Here is a 22,101-nt window from a genome sequence, read left to right on the forward strand (position 1 = left end):
GTAACTCCCCCGAATCACTTCAGAGGATCAAGACTTTCTGTGTTGCTTGCATAGCAAAAGTCCTGAATAAGAAAGAGGTGTTTGTTACGAAAACTTGACGATGATTTCCGATTTCATTACTTTGATTTCGGAAACTTTTCAGAAAAGGCTAATGGATAAAGAAGAGCTAATAAACCTATTTAAAATACTCTCAGAAAAAACTAAAGAAGAACTGAGTCACTCCGGCTTTAACAATATGGAATCTAAATTGGAATTTAAACTGAGCAGTAAATTCCTTTACACTAAGTATAGTGAGGCCATAAAGACACAAGATGAGTTTATCACAATACAAGAAAACAGAAAGAAAGCACTACTCAATGCTGCAGGGTTCAAAAATTATAATGATTATAAAGCCTTTCTTGAAAACCCAATCCACGAAGTGCTTAAAAGCTGCTTTGGAACCTGGGTTTCTTATGTGCGTCAAAATAGCCTGGACGGCATCATTTATCAATCGCCGGTTGAAATCTTCGAAGAAGGATCAAAAGCTTACTTTAAACTCAGAGGTCCGAATACCACATACTCTGGAGAAATCACCTATTCAAATGGCTGTTTAACTACTCTATTCACAGGCGCTAGCGGCAAAACTTTTCACCATATCTATAAAATAGGAAACAGAAAGAACCCAATAGTATTGCAAGGAATTTATTCAGGAATCTCAACAGCGGATGATCCAATCGGAGGACGAGCGGTATTAAGTCGTTCAGATCAAAACTTTGATATTCTCGAAAATCGAGAGCTGAGAGTTGAAGAATTAAAAACATCAGCAAAAGAACTAGATCAGGGAATCTCTATATACTTTGGTCAGTATGAAAAAAACAACTTGAGACTGAACCCCATCATATCCTTTAGCGCTCAAGACTTGAAGTAATAGCCTTCGTAAAGTAATTCCTTATCAAATTTCACCTTTGTAGAACAAAAGTCTAACACACTCCGTATACTTATTCTACAAAAGCGAAACAACTATGCAACGCACTGTCAGTTCAGAAGATTCTATGGAAGCTTCTCATGCCTCGCTATTAATTTAAGTCCATCATAGAAAGTCCTTCTCTTTTAGGAGGCGCACGGCTAGTGAGGATTTAGGAGCGTAAGGCCAGGATGAGGCCTTATCAAAACAGACCACTTAAATTAATAGTCTTGACTAATCACAAACTGGCAAAATTTTGAATTACCAAACGATAAACCTATGAAGGGATCCCAACTTGGAGAATTTGAAGAAATCATTTTATTGCTGATTGCAGTCATGCAAGAAGATGCCTATGGCTTGGCCATTCAGGAGCGATTTCAGGAGCAAACTGGTAGATCTGCTGCTATTGGTGCGGTGCACTCAGCACTTAATAGGCTGGAAGAAAAAGGCTTTGTAGAATCTCAACTTGCAGAGGCTACTGCCGAGCGAGGTGGAAGACGCAAACGCATCTTCTCTATGACACTGGCTGGAAAGAATGCGCTGCAAGTAAGCAAAGACTTGCGCAATAATCTTTGGGACCAAATCCCAGACTATGGCTTTGAAGGACTAAAAGCTGTTTTGTTGTGGCGATGAATTCGCACAAAACCACCCTTCCCGAACGACTCATTTTGTGGCTCTGTAAACCTCGATTTGCTGAGGAAATACTAGGCGACCTGGAAGAATACCGCTTTCGTCTCAACGAAAGAAACTCAAAATTCAAAACACTCAAATACTGGTATCAGCCGGTACTTTTCATCAGACTGTATGCCCTGAAATCACCTTTTAAAAGATCAAACACTCAATCTATGTTAAACATGAACTTAAAAATTGCGGTTCGCAGCCTGAAACGAGAGAAATTCTACTCGTTCATCAACATATTCGGGCTTGCACTTGGTATCACTACTTGCCTCTTCATTGGCATGTTCATCAAAGATGAAATGAGCTATGACCAGCACTGGAAAAACTCGGACCGTATCTATCGAGCTGCGGCACATCTCAAGTTTATGGGCAATCAATTCGACATGGCTGTTTCTCCTGCTCCTATGTGGGAAGCATTCGAAAAGGACTTTCCAGAAATAGAAGAAGCTGCCAGAATGCGAAGTTTGGATAATATCATTTTGGAATTAGACAACAAGCGAATGGTGAAAGTGGCCAGTTTCGCCCACGCAGACCAGGAGGCTTTCAATATTTTTCAGTTCACCACACTTGCAGGCACATTGGACCTCTCTGAACCCAACACTGTGGTGGTTTCAGAAAGTACTGCAAAACAACTTTATGGAGTAAACGAATCCCTTGACAAAACGATCAAGTTCTATGATCAAACCTATGTCATCAAAGGAGTTTACAAAGACATTCCGGAGAACTCACACTTCCATTATGCTATGTTAGGCTCTATGGCCAATTGGGCAAACAGCACCAATACCGAATGGGGTAGTAACAACTTTAGAACTTACTTCCTACTGCATGAAGGGGTGGATTATCAGGTGCTGTATGAAAAATTCAAGACGGTGTATCCTAAGTATTTTGGTCCGATGCTAGCGGAACATAGTGATACAAATTGGGAGCAATTTCTGGAAAGCGGTTCTTATGTAGATTATGAGTTACAGCCTTTAGAAAGTATTCATTTGCACTCAGACCTCTCTTATGAAATAGAACCAAATGGAAGCTTTCAGTACATTATTCTATTTGGAGCAGCAGGGCTATTCGTCTTGATCATTGCCTGCATCAATTTCATGAATATTTCTACCGCGCGATCATCTACACGAGCTAAAGAAGTAGGCATGCGCAAAGTACTCGGCTCAAGAAAATCATTCCTTGTCAATCAGTTCATGATTGAGTCGCTGCTCAATGCCATCGTTGCAGCATTGATAGCTACCATCGCTGTTTATCTGTTACTTCCGTTCTTCAATCAACTTACTGGCAAAAGCTTATCTAATCCCTATTTTGGAGATTTGTTCCTATTCCCCTGGGCGATTGGAGGAACCATCATCGTAGGAATTTTAGCAGGAATTTATCCAGCATTTTTCCTATCCAGTTTCAAACCACTCAAAGTACTAAAAGGAGAATTACGACTTGGTGTTAAGAGCGGTTGGATGAGAAACACCCTGGTAGTGGTCCAGTTTAGTGCTTCCATCATTCTCATTTTTGGAGCAGTGGTAATAGGATCACAATTAAAATACATCCAAAGCAAATCACTAGGCTTTTCCAAAGATCAGGTGCTAATCCTCAGAAACACCTACTTAATGGGTGATAAAGTGGAAGCATTTAAAAAGGAAGTTAAAAATCAACCTTCTGTCATCAATGCCACAACCACCTCCTTCCTTCCAACAGGAAACAGCAGATCAGACTCCCCTTTACTGCCGAAAGAATCAACAACAACAGAAGAAATGGTCAGTTTACAAATTTGGGGTGTAGATGAAGATTATATTCCTACGCTCGACATTAACCTGATCGATGGTAGAAACTTTGATGAAAATCTGGCTACTGATTCCAATGCCGTCATTCTCAATCAGGCTGCATTGGACAAGTTCGGATTTGAAAACCCAGTAGGACAACAGCTAAAAACAATCAATGGGTTTCAAGTCTGGGGAATGAAGGAATTCAAAGTGATTGGGGTCATGGACAATTTTCATTTCGATAGCTTCAAGTCCAATATAGACCCTATGGTCCTGATCAATGTAAACTCTACTGGTAATATCGCTATTCGGTATGATGCACAACAAACTACTGATCTTATTGCGCATCTCGAAACACTTTGGAGCGAATTCAATGCGAATGTTCCTTTTGAGTACACCTTTATGGATCAGGAATTTGAAGCGAAATATGATTCGGAACAGAAACTAGGAACACTTTTCACCATCTTTTCTGGATTAGCGATTTTCATTGCATGTCTCGGCTTATTTGGGCTTGCGGCTTTCACAACCGATCAGCGTAAAAAAGAGCTGGGAATCAGAAAGGTATTGGGAGCCTCTCTCCCACAGCTAATGGTGAAACAACTATCAGGTTATACCAAGCTATTGTTAGTTGCAGTGACCTTATCACTACCAATTGGCATCTATTTGATGTCTGGTTGGCTGGACAACTTCGCCTATCGAACCGGAATTAATTTTCTGATGGTTGTCGTACCAATCATGCTAGTGCTATTCCTCGCCTGGTTTACCGTGAGCATCATCTCCTACAAAGCCGCCGTACAAAACCCGGTTAAGAATTTAAAATACGAGTAAGAATAATGAAGCTCTCTCAATCTTGAGGGAGCTTTTTCTATGAATTCTATAGCCTCACTAGTCCTCAATGCGAACAATTGAAACAATCTAAAAAATGGATCTGGCTCCCTTTAGGGTTAGGGGTAAAACAGGTCCATTTAACTCCATTTCCCAACTCACTTCCAAGCATGAGATCACTTCGCTTTGCTCGTGATGACGTTTTATTGAGTTGTTGTCTTAGCCGTCATTGAACGTAGTGAAGCAATCTTAAGTATAGAAGAAAGGAATATCATTCAGCTGAAAGACTACCTTAAAGTTCACTTAGTCAAAAATATTCCAAGACGTCATTGTGAACAATTGAAATAATCTAACAAATGGATCTGGCTCCCTTTAGGGTCAGGGGTAAAACAGATCCATTTAACTCCATTTCCCAACTCACTTCCAAGTGTGAGATCACTTCGCTCTGCTCGTGATGACGTTTTCCCAGTAATTACCAATTCGTCATTGCGAACGCAGTGAAGCAATCTTAAGACTAGAAGAACGGCCATCTGTAACCATCACTTGAAGTTGGATCACTTCAGTCTGCTCATTATGATACTGAATATTCGATAACCCTATGCTCTGAACTATTATACCAATTACCATTTAGACACTTCTTCAAAAAGATCACGCCAATCAGGGTTGATAGAATTGATTAGATCTACCTTTTTCTTTCTTGAACCTGCCTTCAATTGTTTTTCACGTGCAATAGCTTCTTCTATTGTTGCCAATGCTTCATAGTAAACCAACTTATTTAAATTATAGCGAGCAGTAAAACTCGTGGGGTTACTCTTTAATCTATGCTCCATTATTCTGGAATATAAATCTGAGGTTACTCCTATGTACAAAGTAGTATGATGATGATTCGTAAGAATATACACAACTCCCCCTTTTACCATACTATTGAAGTTAACGCTTGTGATTGAATAAACAAAGTCTTCTTAGCCTGGGAACTAATGCAATCATACAAGTACAAAAGCACACCAATTGATTATAAATTCAATTCACTCCTAAGCGTGAGATCACTTCGTTTTACTCGAAATCACACTGTACCCTGTATTTAAATCGTCATTGCGAACGTAGTGAAGCAATCTTAAGTATAGAAGTAATGTAATCGTTGCTTTTCACTTAGCGTTGGATCACTTCGATCTGCTCCTGAATACGCTTACCGAGTAAATGTTTATCCCATCATTGCGAACAAGAGAAAGAATCTAAATAATGGACCTGGCTCCCTTTAGGGTCAGGGGTAAAACAGGTCCAATTATCTCCGTCTTCCAACACATTTCTTGGGGTTAGATCACTTCGTTACACTCGTCATGACGTTTTAGCGAGAAATCTTTAACCCGTCATTGCGAACGTAGTGAAGCAATCTTAAGTATGGAAGTAAAGTAATCGATGTTTTTCGCTTTGCGTGAGATCACTTCGTTTTACTCGTGATGACGCTTTACCCTGTAATCAATTCGCCATTGCGAACAAGAGAAATAATCTAACAAATGGATCTGGCTCCCTTTAGGGTTAGAGGCAAAACAGGTTCACCCCACCATTGACTACCAACTAATTAAGTAGTTCTACTTTCAACATTTCAGTTAAATTGTCGTTAGCCTTTAAATAAACCTAACATTAACGCCTTCTAGGCATTAATGACTAACTAACAAAAATAGCTTATGAAAAAACTACTCATGATCACATCGATGGTTGCCATCGCAGTGACGAACTATGCACAAACCAAACTCATAGAGAAGGTGGAGCAAAAAGAAGGGAAAATTGTCATCCCTTACGAAAAGTACGAACTTGACAATGGCCTCACATTAATTATTCACGAAGACAAATCAGATCCGTTAGTTCATGTAGATGTCACATACCACGTAGGTTCTGCTCGTGAAGAGCTCAACAAATCTGGCTTTGCCCATTTCTTCGAACACATGATGTTTCAAGGCTCGGACAATGTAGCGGACGAAGAACATTTCAAAATAGTCAGTGAATCGGGAGGTACCCTAAACGGAACTACAAACCGTGATAGAACGAACTATTTCGAAACACTTCCGAAGAATCAATTAGAAACAGCGCTATGGTTAGAAGCCGATCGCATGGGCTTCCTGCTGGATGCTGTGACTCAGAAGAAATTCGAAGTACAGAGAGAAACGGTTAAAAATGAAAAGGGTCAGAATTATGACAACAGCCCTTACGGACAGTGGAGAGAAATCAATGCCCGATCATTGTACCCTTACGGTCACCCGTACTCATGGTTGACCATCGGTATACTGGAAGACCTGGACAGAGTAGATGTTACTGACCTGAAGAAATTCTTCCTAAGATGGTATGGACCAAACAACGCCACTGTCACAGTGGGCGGAGATGTGGAAGTTGATGAAGTAATCAAACTAGTAGAAAAATACTTTGGAAGCATTCCTAGAGGACCAGAAGTAGAACCATTGAAACTTGAGCCAGTCACCATTGACCAAGATCGTTATGTTTCTTACTACGATAAAAACATTCGCTTCCCCGCACTTCTTGTGACCTTCCCTACCGTACCTCAATATCACCCAGACGAGCCTGCATTAGACTGTTTGGCAGAAATCATTGGTACAGGAAGAAGTAGCTATTTCTACAAGTCATTTGTAGAGACACAGAAAGCGATTCAAGCAAGTGTGTTCAACAGCACGAGTGAGTTAGCTGGTGAGTTCACTATGTTCGTTTTACCGTTTCCAGGAAAATCCTTGAACGAGTTTGAAGATGAAATGAGAACTGCACTTCAGGAGTTTGAAAATAACGGAGTAAAAGATGAAGACATTCAGAAATTCAAAGCTCGATACGAATCAAGAGCAGTGAATGGACTAGCTACGGTAAGTGGTAAAGTATCTCAATTGGCAGCATATGAAACCTACACTGGCAACCCTAATTACATTCAAAAGGAGCTGGAGAAATACCGTGCAGTGACTAAAGAAGATGTCATGAGAGTGTACAACAAGTACATCAAAGGTAAGCCTGCCGTAATCCAGAGTGTTTTAGCATCTGAAGATGGTGAGCCGGCTAAACCAGACAACTTCACTCCACAATCAGAAGGTGACAATCCATTCCCAACGACTGATTACAGCGGCCTGACTTATAATAAAGCTAAGGACAGTTTTGATAGAAGCGTAAAGCCTACTCCAGGCGCAAGCCCATTAGTTTCTGTACCCGAAGTTTGGACTGCCGAAACAAAGAATGGCATCAAAGTGATTGGTACTGAATCTAAAGAAATCCCTACTGTGGCAATTGAATTAACCATCAATGGTGGGCACAAGTTAGAAGCCAATATGCTGGATAAATCAGGGTTAGCTGCAATGACAGCTTCCATGCTGACAGAGTCAACTAAGAACTACACAGCAGAGCAATTATCTGAAGAGCTACTGAAATTAGGTAGTAGTATTAATGCTTATGCAGATGATAATACGACGACTATTTCTGTTAGAACTCTGACAAAAAATCTAGACAAAACGATCGCTTTGTTTGAAGAAGTGTTAAAACGTCCTGCTTTTACAGAAGCAGATTTTGAGCGAGTGAAAAAGCAGCAATTAGAAGGAGTAAAATCTCAAGAAAAACAGCCAGCTTCTATCGCTAGCAATGTGTATAGACGTTTGATCTATGGAGATAACAACGTGTACTCTGTGCCTGCTTCTGGTATTGAGGAAACAGTATCAAATATCACATTGGATGATGTAAAAAGTTTCTACACTAAATACTACTCACCTACTGTATCTGAATTGGTGATCGTGGGAGATGTTTCTAAAAAAGAAATCATGCCTAAGTTGGAGTTCCTAAAATCCTGGGAAGCTAAAAATGTAACTATTCCAGATGCACAAGCTTCTACAGACATTGATAGAACTAAAATCTTCTTAGTAGATAAGGAATCAGCTCCACAGTCACAGATCAGAATCGGTTATTTAACAGATATGACTTATGATGCCACAGGAGAGTATTTTGAGAATTACCTGATGAACTATAATCTGGGTGGCGCATTCAACAGTCGCATCAATCTAAACCTGAGAGAAGATAAGGGGTATACATATGGAGCTCGATCTTACTTCAGCAGTGATGATGATCCAGGTCCATATACTGCTAGTGCAGGTGTGAGAGCGAATGTGACTGACTCTGCGGTGGCTGAATTCATGTATGAGATCAAACTGTATGCTGATAAAGGAATTGATGAAAGTGATCTATCATTCATGAAAAATTCTATCGGTCAAAGAGAATCCAGGTCATATGAAGCCCCATGGCAAAAGACAGGATTCTTGAGAAGAATAGTGCATTATGATTTGGATACAGATTATGTCAAACAGCAAAATAAGATCATCAATAACATGACTGTGGATCGCATTAACGAATTAGCGAAGGAAAACTTACCTTATGATCAGATGAACATCGTGGTGGTAGGTGATAAAGCTAGTATCGAAGAAGGTTTGGCAAGACTAGGATATGACATCATCTATGTGGATGAAAAAGGAAATATTCTGGAAGACAACACCAAAATAGACACATCTAAATAAGAATCAACAACTTACATCAAATAGGCATCCACAAGTGGATGCCTATTTTTTTATCCATATAATACTTACAAATACGAAGTTTATTTATTAAACTTACAAATACGAAGTAAATAAAACTACATGAAAGGAACGAATCTTGGGGAATTTGAAGAGTTGATATTGCTGACAGTAGGCATCTTATATGACAATGCATACAGTGTGGCTATTCAGAAAGAATTGAATAAACAGACAGGGAGAAAAGTAACATTGAGTTCTGTACATGCGGCTGTTTATCGACTAGAGGAAAAAGGCTTACTAAACTCCAGAATGGGAGAAATGACTAGTGAGCGTGGCGGTAAACGTAAAAGAATATTCACCATTTCTCAATCAGGCAAAGTAGCCCTGGATAAAGCTAACGATATCAGAAATCGTCTACGCGATCAGATCCCAACGATAGCTTTTGATCATTTATCATGAGTTACCAGGATCCACCAAAATTACCACTAAAGCTATTTCGCTGGTTCTGCACAGAAGAACGTCTGGAAGAACTGGAGGGAGATCTATTTGAAGTCTATCAGGACCTGGTAGAAGCAAAGGGATCTGCAATAGCCAGTATCATTTATTGGTGGATGGTGATTAGTAGTTTCCGCTCCTTCGCACTCAAATCGACTAATAGAAATAAATCACTCAAGATCATGACTCATTTTAAACACAACTTCAAAATTGCTTGGCGCAATCTGTTAAAGCATAAAACTACGTCAGCAATCAACCTTCTAGGTTTAAGCATCGGCATTGCCACCTTTCTGGGTATTATCACGATTGTCAGATATGAACTTAGTTTTCATAAACACATTCCAAATGCGGATCGTGTTTACAGAATCTATACATCTTTCAGTGGGGCATATAATGGAACGAACAGTGGAGTTGCTGCACCACTTGGCCCTTACGTAGAGGAGCATTTCCAACACCTGGAAGCAATTGCTTACTTCAAAACCTGGTCCTCAAAAGTAAAACTGCAGACCGAGCAGGATATTAAGGAAATGGGTAAAGAGCGCAAATTAACCTTTGCAACTCCTGGTTATTTTGATGTCATCCAACAATACCAGTGGGTTGCCGGCAACAAAGAATCACTCAACCAACCTCACACAGTGGTACTGACGGATGAGCAGGCTTACAAATACTTTGGAACCAAAAACTGGTCAAACATCCTCAATAAAGAACTGATCTACTCAGATTCGTTGAGAGTAGATGTTACGGGAATTGTCAAGCAAAACGAAGCTAACTCAAACTTCAACTTCACAGACTTCATCTCCTTCCCGACTATTGAAGCAACATGGCTGAAAGACAAGTTCAACCAGGGATGGGGAAGCACAAGCAGTGCATCACAAGTATTCCTTTTATTAAACAAAAAAGAAGATATCACTCAACTAAACAACTTTCTTACGGAAGTTGATAAACACGCCAAATCACTTGATGAAGACGATGATGGAAGCTGGATTACATCCTACAAAGCGCAACCTCTTCCAAAGTTGCACTTTGACACTAGCATTGGTACTTTCAATTCTGAGAGAAGTCCCGCTCATCGTAAAACACTTATCATTTTAGGCGTTGTGGGATTCGTCATACTGCTTATTGCCATTTTTAATTTCATCAATCTGGAAACTGCTCAGTCCACCATGAAGTCTAAGGAAGTAGGTGTGAGAAAAGTACTTGGAAGCGCCAAATCATTGCTTTTAGGACGGTTTTTAACTGAAAGTGGAATTATCACGATAGCCTCTACATTTCTTGCCATTCCTATAGCACACTTCGGTCTGAAGTATTTCGCTGATTTCCTTCCGCCAAAACTTACGGTGGACTATTCCAATCCGGTGTTTTGGATTTCCCTGATCGTCATCATGGCTGTAGTATCCATCCTGGCAGGGCTCTATCCTTCATGGGTTATCGCATCTTTCAAACCGATCAATGCACTCAAATCAAATACTTCTAACCAAAAATTGGGTGGTGTATTTGTACGTAAAGCACTGATCCTACTACAATTCCTTTTTTCTCAACTCTTGATTTTTGTAACGCTCATCATTTCCTGGCAGATCTCCTACATGCTCGATAAAGAACTTGGTTTTACTAATGAAGGCATCATGACAGTAAGTACTCCGTACTATGAGGATGTAGCAAAACAGAAAATCCTGCTCAATAAATTGGACGAGATGCCTGAAGTGAAAGACTATATTGTACAAGGAGAATTGCCTGCCGAATTCGGGATGATGACTACAACCATCAACTTCAAGACTGACACCTCAGAATCAGCTCACAGTGTTCATATGAAAAATATCCAAAAAGGATATTTCGAGTTTTACGATATAGACTTTGTAGCCGGAAATCAATTAATTCCAAATGACACCTTGAACCACTACATTGTTAACGAAAGCTTTGTTAAGAAAATGGGCATTAAAGATCCTGCCGATGCTATTGGCAAAGCCTTTGATTTTGACCGGGGTGCTAATCATGACTTTGTGGTTGGTGTGATCAAAGACTATCACTTTCAGTCGCTACACCATCAAATAGAGCCAATGATGTTTAGTTTCAAAGATGATGGAGAAACAATCAGCTTCAAAGCCTCTAAAGACAACATTCAGACAGTCATCGACAAAATAACTCCTACATGGAATGAACTATATCCTGATGAACCTTTAGAGGTGAAATTCATGGATGACACGATTCGAAGATTCTATGAGACAGAACGACAAACCTCCAAACTCACATCTATTGCCACTGTAGTAGCCATTCTGATTTCATGCTTGGGACTATTTGGCTTAATCTCTTTCACAATTGTCAGAAAAACCAAAGAGATAGGAATAAGGAAGGTTTTGGGTGCCAATACGTTCCAATTGAGCACTATTTTAACCAAAGAGTTTCTCATTCTCATTGGTATGGCATTCTTGATTTCCTTACCTATCACCTTTTTCTTCAATCAGAAGTTCGAAGAAAACTTTGCTTACAATGCTCCTATTGCCTGGTGGTTGTATGCCCTAGGTGGACTAGTCTCTATTTCCATAGCATTGGTCTCTATTGGACTTAAAATCATCAAAGCTTCGAAATCCAACCCAGTGAATTCATTGAGATATGAATAGCAATTAAAACTTTAACCAACAAAAAAGCCGTCAACCAGTAATCAATTGACGGCTTTTTCATGTTTACTTCAAGAATAATCAACATTAATTCTTAAAAATAGAAACATATTTATTTCCTCTTCGTAACTTTATATATTCTCAAAAATAGAAAGAAACTAAAATCATTAAAATGAAAGGGTTTATAGGAGAATTTGAAGAGCTCGTTTTATTGACCATTGCCAACCTTGGGTCTGAAGCCTATGGTGTGGCAATCATGGAAGACATCACCATCAGAGCCAATCGCAAACTGAGCATAGGAGCACTCCACTCCACCCTCACTCGCCTGGAAGAGAAAGGATACATCACATCCTTTTTGGGAGAACCGACTTCCGAACGTGGCGGTAGACGAAAGCGCTATTTTGAATTGACACAATCAGCAATAGGTGAACTGAACAATATGAAATCACTTCGCGATGAACTATGGGCTAACTCTAAAATCAACCTCTCCATCCAATGAGCACTCAACCACCCAAACTAGCCACCTGGCTCTTTGAGAAGCTTTGTGGAGCTGCATTTGCAGAAGATCTCAGAGGAGACCTTGATGAAATATATGGAAAAAACATCCAGAATAAAGGTCAATTAAAAGCCAACCTGATCTATTGGCAGCACACCCTTTCGCTAGGTTTTTCCTATGCATTGAAAAAACGAAAACAAGACGTTACGCTCACATCATACAGTACCAGCCGTGAGTTATCCATGCTTCGCAACTATATCAAAATCTCTATACGGAACCTGAAAAAACAAAAAACCTTCACCGTTCTCAATATAATTGGTCTTGCGATGGGTATGAGTATCATGGTACTGTGCCTGGCCGTATATGTAGACCTTCTCAAATTCGATGAACATCACGTTGACGCAGATCGAATCTACCGAGTGATCACTACTGTAGAACATGATGGCAACAAAGAAACATTTGCCTCATCTCCTACCGCATTGGGCAAACTAGCAAAAGACCAATTACCTAACCTTGAGGTAGTCATTCCTATTAATGATCAGTTTTATGCTAACGCTCAAACCAATAAAGGAGATCTCAAATTTCAAGGCTACATAACCACCAGTGAGTTTCTATCTGTATTTGATTTTCCACTAGCATATGGAAGTAAAACATCACTTCAAACACCCAACAGCGTCATCATTACACATGAATTTGCAGAAAAATTATTCGGTACGGATAATGCTCTTAACCAAATCATCACTACAGAAAAATGGGGACCACTAAAGGTTTCTGGCGTTTTAGCACCATTTCCCAAACATACCCATTTCGAATTCGACGTTCTTGCTGGCACATCTACAATAAATCCTTCAAAAAATCGATCATTAGCAGATCAATGGACAGATTTTCATGGGAACTACTTTTACTTCAAAATAGCCGAAGGCTCTACGAAAAGTCAAATTGCTTCCAGTATAGCACAATTGGCAAAAGAAGGAAATGAATATTTCATAGAGCAAAATGAAAAAGCAACCTTCAAACTACAGGCCATTGTTGATATAAATCCCAATGAAGACATATCCGATGACCTGGGAGTAGTCTTTGAACATAGTGGATTCTTATTATTCTTTGGCATTGCTCTGCTTATACTTCTACCGGCTTGCTTTAACTATACCAATATGTCAATTGCCAGAGCACTTCACAGATCCAAAGAGATTGGTATTCGAAAGGTAATCGGAAGTCAGCGAAAGCAAATTATTGAGCAATTTCTGGTAGAAACCATAATTGTATGCCTGATCTCCACAGTCTTATCTGTCGGAATATTTGAGCTAATTAAAAGGGAATTTGTCAGTACGCTGGCAGACGGCTCCGCACTATCGATGGACCTAACCTGGCAGATGAGTATAGCCTTCATCATTTTTGGGGTGTTGGTTGGCGCACTTACAGGGATAGTGCCTGCACTATATTTTGCTAAAATCTCTCCATTGTCCGCTTTAAAAAACAATATGACTGAGGGGCAAGTATCCATCTCAGGCTTGAGAAAAGGACTTTTAACTGCACAATTCAGTCTCACACTCATATTCATGATAGGAATTGGATCACTATTCCAACAATACCGACTATCACTCACCCATGATCTGGGATTTAACAAAGAGAATATTTTAGTAATTCCTATTAGTAATCAAAAACAGGACATCCTAAAAAACACCTTATTAGCCAATCCTGATGTTCGAAATGTTAGCTTTACGAATAGTATTCCCGGCACTGACATTTCCAATAAAGAATATGTCTATTTCAAATCAATTCAGGACTCCATGCGGTTCTACTCGATTCAAACTAGTGAATCCTTCATTGAGCATATGGACATTAAGATGGTTTGGGGCAATACGCCTGATCCCAGAAATAAGCAGATTCCTGATGTTGTCGTCAATGAAGCGTTTATGAAGGACATTAGAGTCATTAATCCAGACAGTGACAGCCTACTGATTCAGCTTATAACTGGACCAGCACGAATCAGCGGAGTGGTACAAAACTATCATCACGAGCCATTAAACTCACGGATTTACCCAATGGTCATATCGTTATCCGAGAATTGCCATTTAGCACTCGTCAGCATTACATCCAGTGATCTGGCACAAACTCTGGAAAGCCTGGAAACGTCCTGGAACGAAGTTTATCCTAACGAGCAGTTTACCGCCTCTTTTCTTACTGACGAAATAGAAAAGGCTTATGAGTTCTTCCGGGTAGTGCTGAAAATATTCGGCTATTTGGCATTTCTTGCCATTAGTGTTTCATGTTTAGGGCTACTAGGCATGGTCATTTATTCTACAGAAAACAGAACCAAAGAGGTCGCTATCAGAAAAATACTTGGAGCCAATCATTCTCAATTATTGAAAACGCTGGCAGGGATGTTTTTCAAACTTTGGGCTATAGCTATAGTGATCGCAGTGCCTGTAGCCTATACGTTTTATGACCTGGTACTGATCCGTCTATTCAATAAATTTAGTGATGGGATTGGAAGCCTGGAGATTCTTGTTAGTGTAGTGATCACTGTAGGTTTAGGAACACTGGCCATATTATGGCAAACCAATAAAATCGTCCAAATAAACCCAGCCAACAACCTCAGGACAGAGTAAAAAAATTATTGAACTAATTGACTGATTTATCACTTACCATTACAATCACATAATTGTAGGTACATGAAAATAGAAATCTGGAGTGATATCGTTTGTCCGTTTTGTTACATTGGAAAGAGACGTTTTGAAGAAGCTCTGCAGCAATTCAGCCATATTGATCAACTAGAAATTGAATATAAAAGCTTTCAGCTCAACCCAAACACAGTAACCAATACGGAAATATCCGCACATCAAAACCTGGCTTCTCACAAGGGGATCAGCGTGCAGGAAGCGAAGCAAATGGGCGACCATGTGACTAACATGGCCAAAGAAGTGGGATTGACATATGATTTTGACAAGGCAGTGGTTGCCAATACCTTGAAAGCACACCAAATGCTTCATTTCGCAAAAGCAAAAAAGCTACAACTGGAAACTAAAGAAGCTTTACTTAAAGCCTATTTTACTGATGGTGTGAATATCGATGATACTGATTCACTTGTAGGTATAGGAGAATCTATCGGTTTGAATGGTGTAGAACTTCGAAAATCATTAGATGCAAATGAATTTGAAGAGGCTGTTCGTTTCGATATTTATGAAGCACAGCAGTTGAGAATACAAGGAGTGCCGTTCTATGTTTTCAACAGAAAATATGGTATCTCAGGAGCACAACAAACGGAGGTATTCCAACAAACCCTGGAGAAGAGTTTTGGAGAGTGGTCAGCAGAAAATACCACAACTCCTTTGCAAACCATCTCGGGAGACAGTTGCGATGTAGATGGAAACTGTTAACAAAAATAAAAGCCAGACTTAAGTCTGGCTTTCTTCGCTTAATTCTATACTACCCCTCCAGTTCTGAGTTTCTCGTACATCGCCGCCTGCTTCTCTGTTAATGATAGTAACTTGGACTTATTATCTTCCAATTCCTTATTCTGAGTTTTTAACTTTTGAGTAGCCAACTCCAATTTCTTATTCAATTGCTGAGTCATTGAAATACGCTTGTTCAAAGCAATTTCCTTCATAGCATTGTCCATTGTCAACTTTCTAAAGTGATGAGCCCAATACCCACAAACGATCACAACAGTCAGTGCAAGAGCAGCATGATAAACAAACGTATGAAGACTCATATACTCTAGCTGAGTAAAATAGATATCAGGAACCCCTGTGTATTGCATGAATGCAAACACCGCATGATGCACTACTACAAATCCGATCAATGGAATTTGATATTTCCAGTTTTGGTAGACGATGAGAATAGCACTGCCGATAAAAGCGAAAAAGTGCATCTCAAACAACCCATGCATTTGATAAATAAAAGTCCCAACGAAAACCCCGAAAAAGCCACTTGCTACATATCGGTGTAAACTTGCTGAAGGCAACAGTGCCTTGAGAATGAACCAAGAACCAAGCGCCAAGGCAGCCGTTCCGAATCCAATAAGCCAGGTGTCGTAATAGAACGAAATAAAAATTCCGAACACAGAATAAATCATAAGAAACCTGAAAGTGAAAAGATCAGATCTCTTGTTAAGGTCAGCCATTACTTTAGCTTCCTCTTCCTTTGATAGTTTTAAGTTTTGCATTTTTTTGTCTAGCGTAAATGATAGTTTCTTTATTACATACTAAGTGTATAGTCAATACCACAACCATATGCGATTGTAGCTTGCGGCCCAAATTCAGGCGGAGCAACACCTGAAGTCAGTGAGTCCAGAGCCATTTGAGCGAAATTGCTCAGCGGATCTGTACAGTATCTTGCTTTATTATAATTTCCTCTGAAATAGAGTTGATGATTTGTATTAATGATGACAGCTTGTGGAGTTGAATATACTCCTAGGGAAACCGCAAACTCCTGGTTTACATCTCTGATAATCTTCGTTTCTCCTTCAAAAAATGGTCTTGCCTTAGAAATATCATCTTCTGCTGGAATAACCACCACAAATTCAAGGCTATCACCATATTGGCGTCTGAGCGAATTAAAATGCGTTAAATTGAATCTTGAACACGGACAATTGGTCGTGAAGAAGTGATAAAATACAGGCTTGGAAAGTTCTGTAGACGTAGAATCTCCCGGATATACCTTTTGATTGATGTATACCTCTCTATACCCTTCAGGTATAGGCGTTGGCAACAAATATTGTATTTCTGTCCACCAGAACATAGCTCCAATGGCGCCTAAAACAGAAGCAATAAATACTCCTGCTGCGATTTTTCTTAGCAAAACGGTCTGTCTTTAAGTTGATGGTTAATCGGTTGCTTAAAAACTGCCTAAAGGGTTGGTAGCGTAAAAGTAACACTTAATGATCATGTATGTACATAACTATCTCCTGAGAACACACATTTGTTTGCGAATGGACATTATATTTCGACAAACGGCCAAAATTAACACACGAACGGATGATGAAATTTTAAACACCTAATTATCAGCATGTTATAAATCATATTATTTAGACAATGAATAGCTGAATGTATTGTAATTTGTGGAACTCAACTTAAAAAAGTAAGGCCATCTGCTAACCAGCAAATGACCTACCCTATGTGACAACCGATAAGATTTTAACCTTATCGTCTAGCTGGTTGTCCGGTATAATTACCTTTAATGTCTGGAAGGTTTAAAGCTTCTACAACCTCATTGTAATCAGAGAAATCAACGCGCCCTCCATTCCATATATTACCGGGTACTATTACCACTCTTGCGATCCAATCGTCTGTATCGATAGCTCCTAAAATATCCAGTGGAAATTCTGCATCCATGAATAATCGAACGTCATACATAGAGAAGTCATAATTATATTGAAGCGTTCCATCATCAGTCAAAATTGTCTGTGGAAGTTGCCTCCAAACCTCTACCAACTCACCATCATTCGTTTCATAGGTATCCCAAAGGAAGTATACCAACGTTACGTCAGATGATACTCCAGTAAAACTATCTGGATAAGGAAGAATCACTTCATATGCCGGAGCACTGAATGTTACTCCTGTCCACTCAAACACGTAGGCACTCTCCCCATCCACTCCGTCAACACCATCATATCCACGAGGACCTTGAGGTCCCACAGGACCCTGCGGACCAACATAAGTCTCTGTACAAGAGACAAGTACCATTAAACTAAAAAATATTACTGAGGTAAATAAAGTTTTCATAATCACAATCATTTGGTTTCTTTTTACGTATAACCAAACATTGTTCCACTTTTTTATTTGGAACAATTTTATTTCAGTACCTTTGGTACAATTTTTAATTTTATTCTTTTTTTTAATGAACACTGGTAAAGTAAAATTCTTTAATGATTCGAAAGGATACGGATTTATTAAAGAAGATGGAACAGACAAAGAATACTTTGTACACGTTTCAGGTCTAGTTGATGAGGTTAGACAAAATGATGATGTAACCTTCAACCTTAAAGAAGGTAAGCGAGGATTAAATGCAATTGATGTTAAGCTTGCTTAATTATTAATATAGAAAGTATTTTAATCAAAGAACCCTGACGGTAACCGTCAGGGTTTTATTTTTTCTTGAGTATAGTCTGTCTCTCCTGATATACTTCCAAAGTAAAAATATCTGGTCTGCTGTAGTGTCCAGACACATTTAGCATCAGTCGTTCTTCACGAACCTTATCGATAGTTAATTCAGCACAGAAGACACCTTCTTTGTCGACTATTGGCTCTACTAACCAACTTCCATCAGGACTAGCAATACAGCTACCACCATTAGCCAATGTCCCCTTCATGTTCTTTTTCATTAGTTGAGCCTGTGGCAAGTCGTCACTAATAAGCGTTTCATCAAACAATCCTGACACAGCTATTACATATGATCTGGACTCCTTAGCAATCACGGGAATAAGATCCTGAACATTACGCAAATTTCCAGGCCACACAGAAACATGTAGATCTTCTCCCTGTGCATACAGTGCTGTTCTTGCCAATGGCAACCAGTTTTCCCAGCAATTGAGTCCGCCAACAGTGAATGGCGGCAAATCATGCACCTTTAATCCATTTCCATCACCTACACTCCAAACCAATCGTTCTTCATAGGTAGGCATTATTTTACGATGAACCGATCGAATCTCTCCTACAGAATCAATATAGATAAGTGAACAATACAGACTATTGCCTCTTTCTTTTGATCGCTCAATTATTCCGAGATAAACAGCAATTTTTCCTGTTTTTGCGACTTCACAAACATGGTCTAGCTCACCAGCATCCACATCTACCGCATGCTTCACATAGTGCGCATAAATTTCTTTCTGAACAGCACTTTCGAAGACTGCTCCTTCTGTATGCTCCACCCAAAACGGGTATCCAGGAACCAATGATTCACCAAACACTACCAGCTGCGCTTTTTGATCAGCTGCATGCTGAATCTTCTCACACACTTTATCCAGAGTAGCCTGCTTGTTTAACCAAACAGGAGCCATCTGAGCCAACGCAACTTTCAGTGTCTCACTCATTATTAAGGTCTGGTTATTTTCACACCATGACTCATTTTAATAGAAGGGTCTAGTGATGACGCTACAGAACAATATTTCTCTACTGCTAGATTGACCAACTTCTGTGCTTCCTCTTCCTGCAGATCAGGAGATACAAAATGGTAAACGATGTTGATCTCTGTAAACTTCTTAGGAATCTCATCACGTCGGATACCTTCTATCTCACCAGAAAATTCAACGATCGTTTTTCTACGTTTCTTTACCATAGCCACCAGATCAACGGCCGCACAAGAAACTACTCCAGAAAGTAGCAATTGCATTGGAGACATAGCTTTCTTTTCATCTGCTGCCAGCATATCAATATTCACACGAATTCCTTGTTCACTTACAGCGTAATATTCTTCATCTGCTATATGTCCTAATGTTATCTTCATCGCAATAAAATTTTAAAAAGTTATGAAAATGTAAAATTTATCCTTCGAATGTTTTGCCAAATCTAAATATTCAGAATTTTTAATTCACATTTTTCGAAATCTCCTTGGGTTATACGTCAAGAGCACTACTTTTGCTCGTTCAACGCAAACTTACTAGGTTATGATAATTCCTAAGGAGCCAAAATTAACAAATGCGCAGTTTGAGGAAATAGTTTCCATTGTAGAAGAATATGGCTGCCGAATCCAACCTATCGAAGGGCATCATAGAACAATCTATGCAGTTCTAGGTGAGGAGAGAGAGACAATCATGGTCAATAGAATATTGGGCCTTGATTATGTAGATAGATTTGATGCCGTTGATTCGCCATTTAAACTGATGGATGCACATTCAGAACTGGCACATCACAAGATCAAAATCGGAGACAGCATTGTAGGGGAATCTCCCTTTATTATTGCTGGACATTGTACTATAGATCCAAAAAATCCAAACTTGTTCCTGGAGTCAGCTCATGCTGTGAAAGAAGCTGGAGCAAAAGCTATTAGAGGTGGTGTTTGGAAACCTCGTACCATGCCTTATTCATTTCAGGGTGATGACAGCTCTATCAAAATTTTGATGGAAGCTAAAGCACAAACTGGTCTGCCGGTAGATACGGAAGTAATGGACGAGCATCAGCTAATGATCGCTGTAGAGGCAGGTGTGGATGTATTGCAAATTGGAGCTAGAAATGCTCTTAACTACTCTTTATTGAAGCAAGTTGGTCAGGCTACTGCAGACAAGCAAATCGCAGTGTTGCTAAAAAGATCAATGGGCATGGGTCCTATCAATGAATTCATTGCAGCTGGAGAATACATTGCCGCTGGAGGAAACCCAGACATTATGCTTTGCCCAAGAGGTACCTCTCCTACCATGGACGGTTATAGAAACTATCCAGATGAGTGTATCACTCCACTACTTAAAGAAAAGACATGGGCTCCAGTAATCGTGGATCCATCTCACTCTGTAGGTAGAGCTAAATATGTACCATCTGCAGCTATGGCTGCTATGGCATATGGAGCTGATGGAGTAATCGTGGAAACTCACTGCGATCCTAAGAAAGGTATTGGAGATGATCCAAAGCAATCAATTACCCCTGAGGTACTGAAAAAACTGATTGATGATATCAATCAAATTTGGGAAATCAGGAAACACTATAGAAAGGAAATGGCGGTAACCGCCTAATGTTGAAAAATCAATTAAAAATTAAAGCAATCCACTAAGTGGATTGCTTTTTTAATGCTTCAAATTGTGGTTGATGGTTGAATGGTTACTCAATGTCATCGACATTTGAAGCGATTCCGGCCGCTAAGCCGGAGCGAACACCTGATAAAGGTAAAATAAACGTATTATAATAACAATTGGATTGCAGGTGAATAACCCTCCAATTTGAAATATTTCCCCCGTTAATTCTCTTAAAGTTCTCTTACCCAGATATTTCTGAATCTCATTTTATCACTGTGATCTTGCAACATAATTGGCAATTTCTCCGGATGAGCAATGTAATACGGCGTTCCAATGAAACATGTAGGCCCTAAAAGCTCCACATTATTTTGAACTAAAACTCCATTATGAATAACGGTAACTTTAGCAGGGCTTACCAGCGTTCCTTTTTCAGAAAACTTAGGAGCCATGAAAATGATGTCGTACTCTTGCCAGTTTTCAGGAGCTTTGGAAGCGTTTGCTAACGGAATATGCTGCTTGTAGATAGAAGCCGCTTGCCCATTGCTATAAGTAGGATTTTCGTAAGAGTTTAAAACCTGAACTTCGTACATCCCCATAAAGATGACACCACTGTTACCACCAGCTTGTCCTTTTTTATCTGCAGGCATTACTGGAGCTAACCATTCCACATGCAATTGCACATCACCAAATGCTTTCTTTGTTGCGATCGAACCTGTTCCTGGCTTTACTTCTAGCTCACCTTTTTTCACCGTCCACTCAGCAGCATCTCCCTTGAAATTTGGATCAATAAGCGGAATCATTGCTTCAAATCCTTCCATATTTACAGGAGATCCAAACTGCGCCTTTTGCCACATGCTTAAATCTTTTCCGTCAAACAAAACAACAGCATCAGATGGAGCTGAAGCTCCTTCACCAGGAGTCACTTTTGGTACATCTTTATATAATTCGGTAACTGCCCAGGGCTGTGTTTTGCTAAGCTCGTCCCAATCAATTTCTGGCAACTGAGCAAAGGCATTGAGACTAAAGATCGTCAACACCACGAGGATACTACTTCTCATACTATTATGATTTAATTCAATTCTAAAC

The 22,101-nt window shown here is 39.6% G+C and carries 18 protein-coding genes; 11 read left to right on the forward strand and 7 right to left on the reverse strand.

Annotation, left to right across the window (positions count from 1 at the left end; genetic code table 11):
- Positions 1-151: 151 nt before the first annotated feature.
- From NXS00_RS08200 to NXS00_RS08210, 3 genes are all read left to right on the forward strand, one after another.
- The gene (locus NXS00_RS08200) at positions 152-907 is read left to right on the forward strand and encodes a hypothetical protein (protein WP_258098674.1); all 756 of its coding nucleotides are present in this window, start codon (positions 152-154) and stop codon (positions 905-907) included.
- Between the two features lie 315 nt (positions 908-1,222).
- The gene (locus NXS00_RS08205; protein ID WP_258098675.1) at positions 1,223-1,576 is read left to right on the forward strand and encodes a PadR family transcriptional regulator; all 354 of its coding nucleotides are present in this window, start codon (positions 1,223-1,225) and stop codon (positions 1,574-1,576) included.
- A 221-nt stretch (positions 1,577-1,797) separates the two neighbouring features.
- Entirely contained in the window at positions 1,798-4,206 is a 2,409-nt protein-coding gene (locus NXS00_RS08210) for an ABC transporter permease (RefSeq protein ID WP_258098676.1), read from the forward strand.
- Positions 4,207-4,823: 617 nt separating this feature from the next.
- Here NXS00_RS08210 and NXS00_RS08215 read toward each other — a convergent pair.
- Positions 4,824-5,123 (reverse strand): GIY-YIG nuclease family protein, encoded by a 300-nt coding sequence (locus tag NXS00_RS08215; protein ID WP_258098677.1) that lies wholly within the window; start codon positions 5,121-5,123, stop codon positions 4,824-4,826.
- Between the two features lie 765 nt (positions 5,124-5,888).
- Here NXS00_RS08215 and NXS00_RS08220 point away from each other — a divergent pair.
- The 6 genes from NXS00_RS08220 (at position 5,889) to NXS00_RS08245 (ending at position 15,730) form a co-directional block, all read left to right on the forward strand.
- Positions 5,889-8,750, forward strand: a complete 2,862-nt coding sequence (locus tag NXS00_RS08220; protein WP_258098678.1) for a M16 family metallopeptidase — start codon at positions 5,889-5,891, stop codon at positions 8,748-8,750.
- A 120-nt stretch (positions 8,751-8,870) separates the two neighbouring features.
- The gene (locus NXS00_RS08225) at positions 8,871-9,206 is read left to right on the forward strand and encodes a PadR family transcriptional regulator (protein WP_258098679.1); all 336 of its coding nucleotides are present in this window, start codon (positions 8,871-8,873) and stop codon (positions 9,204-9,206) included.
- Positions 9,203-11,857, forward strand: a complete 2,655-nt coding sequence (locus tag NXS00_RS08230) for an FtsX-like permease family protein (RefSeq protein ID WP_258098680.1) — start codon at positions 9,203-9,205, stop codon at positions 11,855-11,857. The genes NXS00_RS08225 and NXS00_RS08230 overlap by 4 nt, the downstream gene beginning before the upstream one ends.
- A gap of 169 nt (positions 11,858-12,026) precedes the next feature.
- Positions 12,027-12,353, forward strand: a complete 327-nt coding sequence (locus NXS00_RS08235) for a PadR family transcriptional regulator (RefSeq protein ID WP_258098681.1) — start codon at positions 12,027-12,029, stop codon at positions 12,351-12,353.
- Positions 12,350-14,962, forward strand: coding sequence for an FtsX-like permease family protein (locus NXS00_RS08240; RefSeq protein ID WP_258098683.1), 2,613 nt, complete (start codon positions 12,350-12,352; stop codon positions 14,960-14,962). The genes NXS00_RS08235 and NXS00_RS08240 overlap by 4 nt, the downstream gene beginning before the upstream one ends.
- A 63-nt stretch (positions 14,963-15,025) precedes the next feature.
- Positions 15,026-15,730: a DsbA family oxidoreductase gene (locus NXS00_RS08245; protein ID WP_258098684.1), complete on the forward strand. Its 705-nt coding sequence runs from the start codon at positions 15,026-15,028 to the stop codon at positions 15,728-15,730.
- Positions 15,731-15,774: 44 nt separating this feature from the next.
- On the opposite strand, the gene NXS00_RS08250 is transcribed toward NXS00_RS08245, so the two are convergent.
- From NXS00_RS08250 to NXS00_RS08260, 3 genes are all read right to left on the reverse strand, one after another.
- The gene (locus NXS00_RS08250; protein ID WP_258098685.1) at positions 15,775-16,518 is read right to left on the reverse strand and encodes a hypothetical protein; all 744 of its coding nucleotides are present in this window, start codon (positions 16,516-16,518) and stop codon (positions 15,775-15,777) included.
- Between the two features lie 32 nt (positions 16,519-16,550).
- On the reverse strand, positions 16,551-17,153 hold the full coding sequence (locus NXS00_RS08255) for a TlpA family protein disulfide reductase (RefSeq protein WP_258098686.1): 603 nt from the start codon (positions 17,151-17,153) through the stop codon (positions 16,551-16,553).
- 341 nt (positions 17,154-17,494) lie between these two features.
- A complete protein-coding gene (locus NXS00_RS08260) occupies positions 17,495-18,076 on the reverse strand; it encodes a collagen-like protein (RefSeq protein ID WP_258098687.1) in 582 nt (193 codons plus the stop codon).
- 115 nt (positions 18,077-18,191) lie between these two features.
- On the opposite strand from NXS00_RS08260, the gene NXS00_RS08265 reads away from it, so the two are divergent.
- A complete protein-coding gene (locus NXS00_RS08265) occupies positions 18,192-18,383 on the forward strand; it encodes a cold-shock protein (RefSeq protein WP_258098688.1) in 192 nt (63 codons plus the stop codon).
- A gap of 55 nt (positions 18,384-18,438) precedes the next feature.
- On the opposite strand, the gene NXS00_RS08270 is transcribed toward NXS00_RS08265, so the two are convergent.
- Together NXS00_RS08270 and NXS00_RS08275 are read right to left on the reverse strand one after the other, a co-directional pair.
- A complete protein-coding gene (locus NXS00_RS08270) occupies positions 18,439-19,383 on the reverse strand; it encodes a carbon-nitrogen hydrolase family protein (protein ID WP_258098689.1) in 945 nt (314 codons plus the stop codon).
- A 2-nt stretch (positions 19,384-19,385) separates the two neighbouring features.
- A complete protein-coding gene (locus tag NXS00_RS08275; RefSeq protein ID WP_258098690.1) occupies positions 19,386-19,796 on the reverse strand; it encodes an OsmC family protein in 411 nt (136 codons plus the stop codon).
- A gap of 160 nt (positions 19,797-19,956) precedes the next feature.
- Here NXS00_RS08275 and NXS00_RS08280 point away from each other — a divergent pair, with 160 nt between their 5' ends.
- Entirely contained in the window at positions 19,957-21,015 is a 1,059-nt protein-coding gene (locus tag NXS00_RS08280) for a hypothetical protein (protein WP_258098691.1), read from the forward strand.
- A 230-nt stretch (positions 21,016-21,245) separates the two neighbouring features.
- Here the strand turns inward: NXS00_RS08280 and NXS00_RS08285 are convergent, their stop codons facing one another.
- Positions 21,246-22,073: a 3-keto-disaccharide hydrolase gene (locus NXS00_RS08285; RefSeq protein WP_258098692.1), complete on the reverse strand. Its 828-nt coding sequence runs from the start codon at positions 22,071-22,073 to the stop codon at positions 21,246-21,248.
- Positions 22,074-22,101: the final 28 nt, after the last annotated feature.

It is taken from the genome of Marinoscillum pacificum, from assembly GCF_024714495.1.
Classification (GTDB): domain Bacteria; phylum Bacteroidota; class Bacteroidia; order Cytophagales; family Cyclobacteriaceae; genus Marinoscillum; species Marinoscillum pacificum.

What these genes read in the sequence shown, in the direction of transcription:
- NXS00_RS08200 (WP_258098674.1), top strand. Translation starts at nt 152, where the DNA reads ATGGATAAAGAAGAGCTAATAAACCTATTTAAAATACTCTCAGAAAAA.
- NXS00_RS08205 (WP_258098675.1), top strand. Translation starts at nt 1,223, where the DNA reads ATGAAGGGATCCCAACTTGGAGAATTTGAAGAAATCATTTTATTGCTG.
- NXS00_RS08210 (WP_258098676.1), top strand. Translation starts at nt 1,798, where the DNA reads ATGAACTTAAAAATTGCGGTTCGCAGCCTGAAACGAGAGAAATTCTAC.
- NXS00_RS08215 (WP_258098677.1), bottom strand. Translation starts at nt 5,123, where the DNA reads ATGGTAAAAGGGGGAGTTGTGTATATTCTTACGAATCATCATCATACT.
- NXS00_RS08220 (WP_258098678.1), top strand. Translation starts at nt 5,889, where the DNA reads ATGAAAAAACTACTCATGATCACATCGATGGTTGCCATCGCAGTGACG.
- NXS00_RS08225 (WP_258098679.1), top strand. Translation starts at nt 8,871, where the DNA reads ATGAAAGGAACGAATCTTGGGGAATTTGAAGAGTTGATATTGCTGACA.
- NXS00_RS08230 (WP_258098680.1), top strand. Translation starts at nt 9,203, where the DNA reads ATGAGTTACCAGGATCCACCAAAATTACCACTAAAGCTATTTCGCTGG.
- NXS00_RS08235 (WP_258098681.1), top strand. Translation starts at nt 12,027, where the DNA reads ATGAAAGGGTTTATAGGAGAATTTGAAGAGCTCGTTTTATTGACCATT.
- NXS00_RS08240 (WP_258098683.1), top strand. Translation starts at nt 12,350, where the DNA reads ATGAGCACTCAACCACCCAAACTAGCCACCTGGCTCTTTGAGAAGCTT.
- NXS00_RS08245 (WP_258098684.1), top strand. Translation starts at nt 15,026, where the DNA reads ATGAAAATAGAAATCTGGAGTGATATCGTTTGTCCGTTTTGTTACATT.
- NXS00_RS08250 (WP_258098685.1), bottom strand. Translation starts at nt 16,518, where the DNA reads ATGCAAAACTTAAAACTATCAAAGGAAGAGGAAGCTAAAGTAATGGCT.
- NXS00_RS08260 (WP_258098687.1), bottom strand. Translation starts at nt 18,076, where the DNA reads ATGAAAACTTTATTTACCTCAGTAATATTTTTTAGTTTAATGGTACTT.
- NXS00_RS08265 (WP_258098688.1), top strand. Translation starts at nt 18,192, where the DNA reads ATGAACACTGGTAAAGTAAAATTCTTTAATGATTCGAAAGGATACGGA.
- NXS00_RS08270 (WP_258098689.1), bottom strand. Translation starts at nt 19,383, where the DNA reads ATGAGTGAGACACTGAAAGTTGCGTTGGCTCAGATGGCTCCTGTTTGG.
- NXS00_RS08275 (WP_258098690.1), bottom strand. Translation starts at nt 19,796, where the DNA reads ATGAAGATAACATTAGGACATATAGCAGATGAAGAATATTACGCTGTA.
- NXS00_RS08280 (WP_258098691.1), top strand. Translation starts at nt 19,957, where the DNA reads ATGATAATTCCTAAGGAGCCAAAATTAACAAATGCGCAGTTTGAGGAA.
- NXS00_RS08285 (WP_258098692.1), bottom strand. Translation starts at nt 22,073, where the DNA reads ATGAGAAGTAGTATCCTCGTGGTGTTGACGATCTTTAGTCTCAATGCC.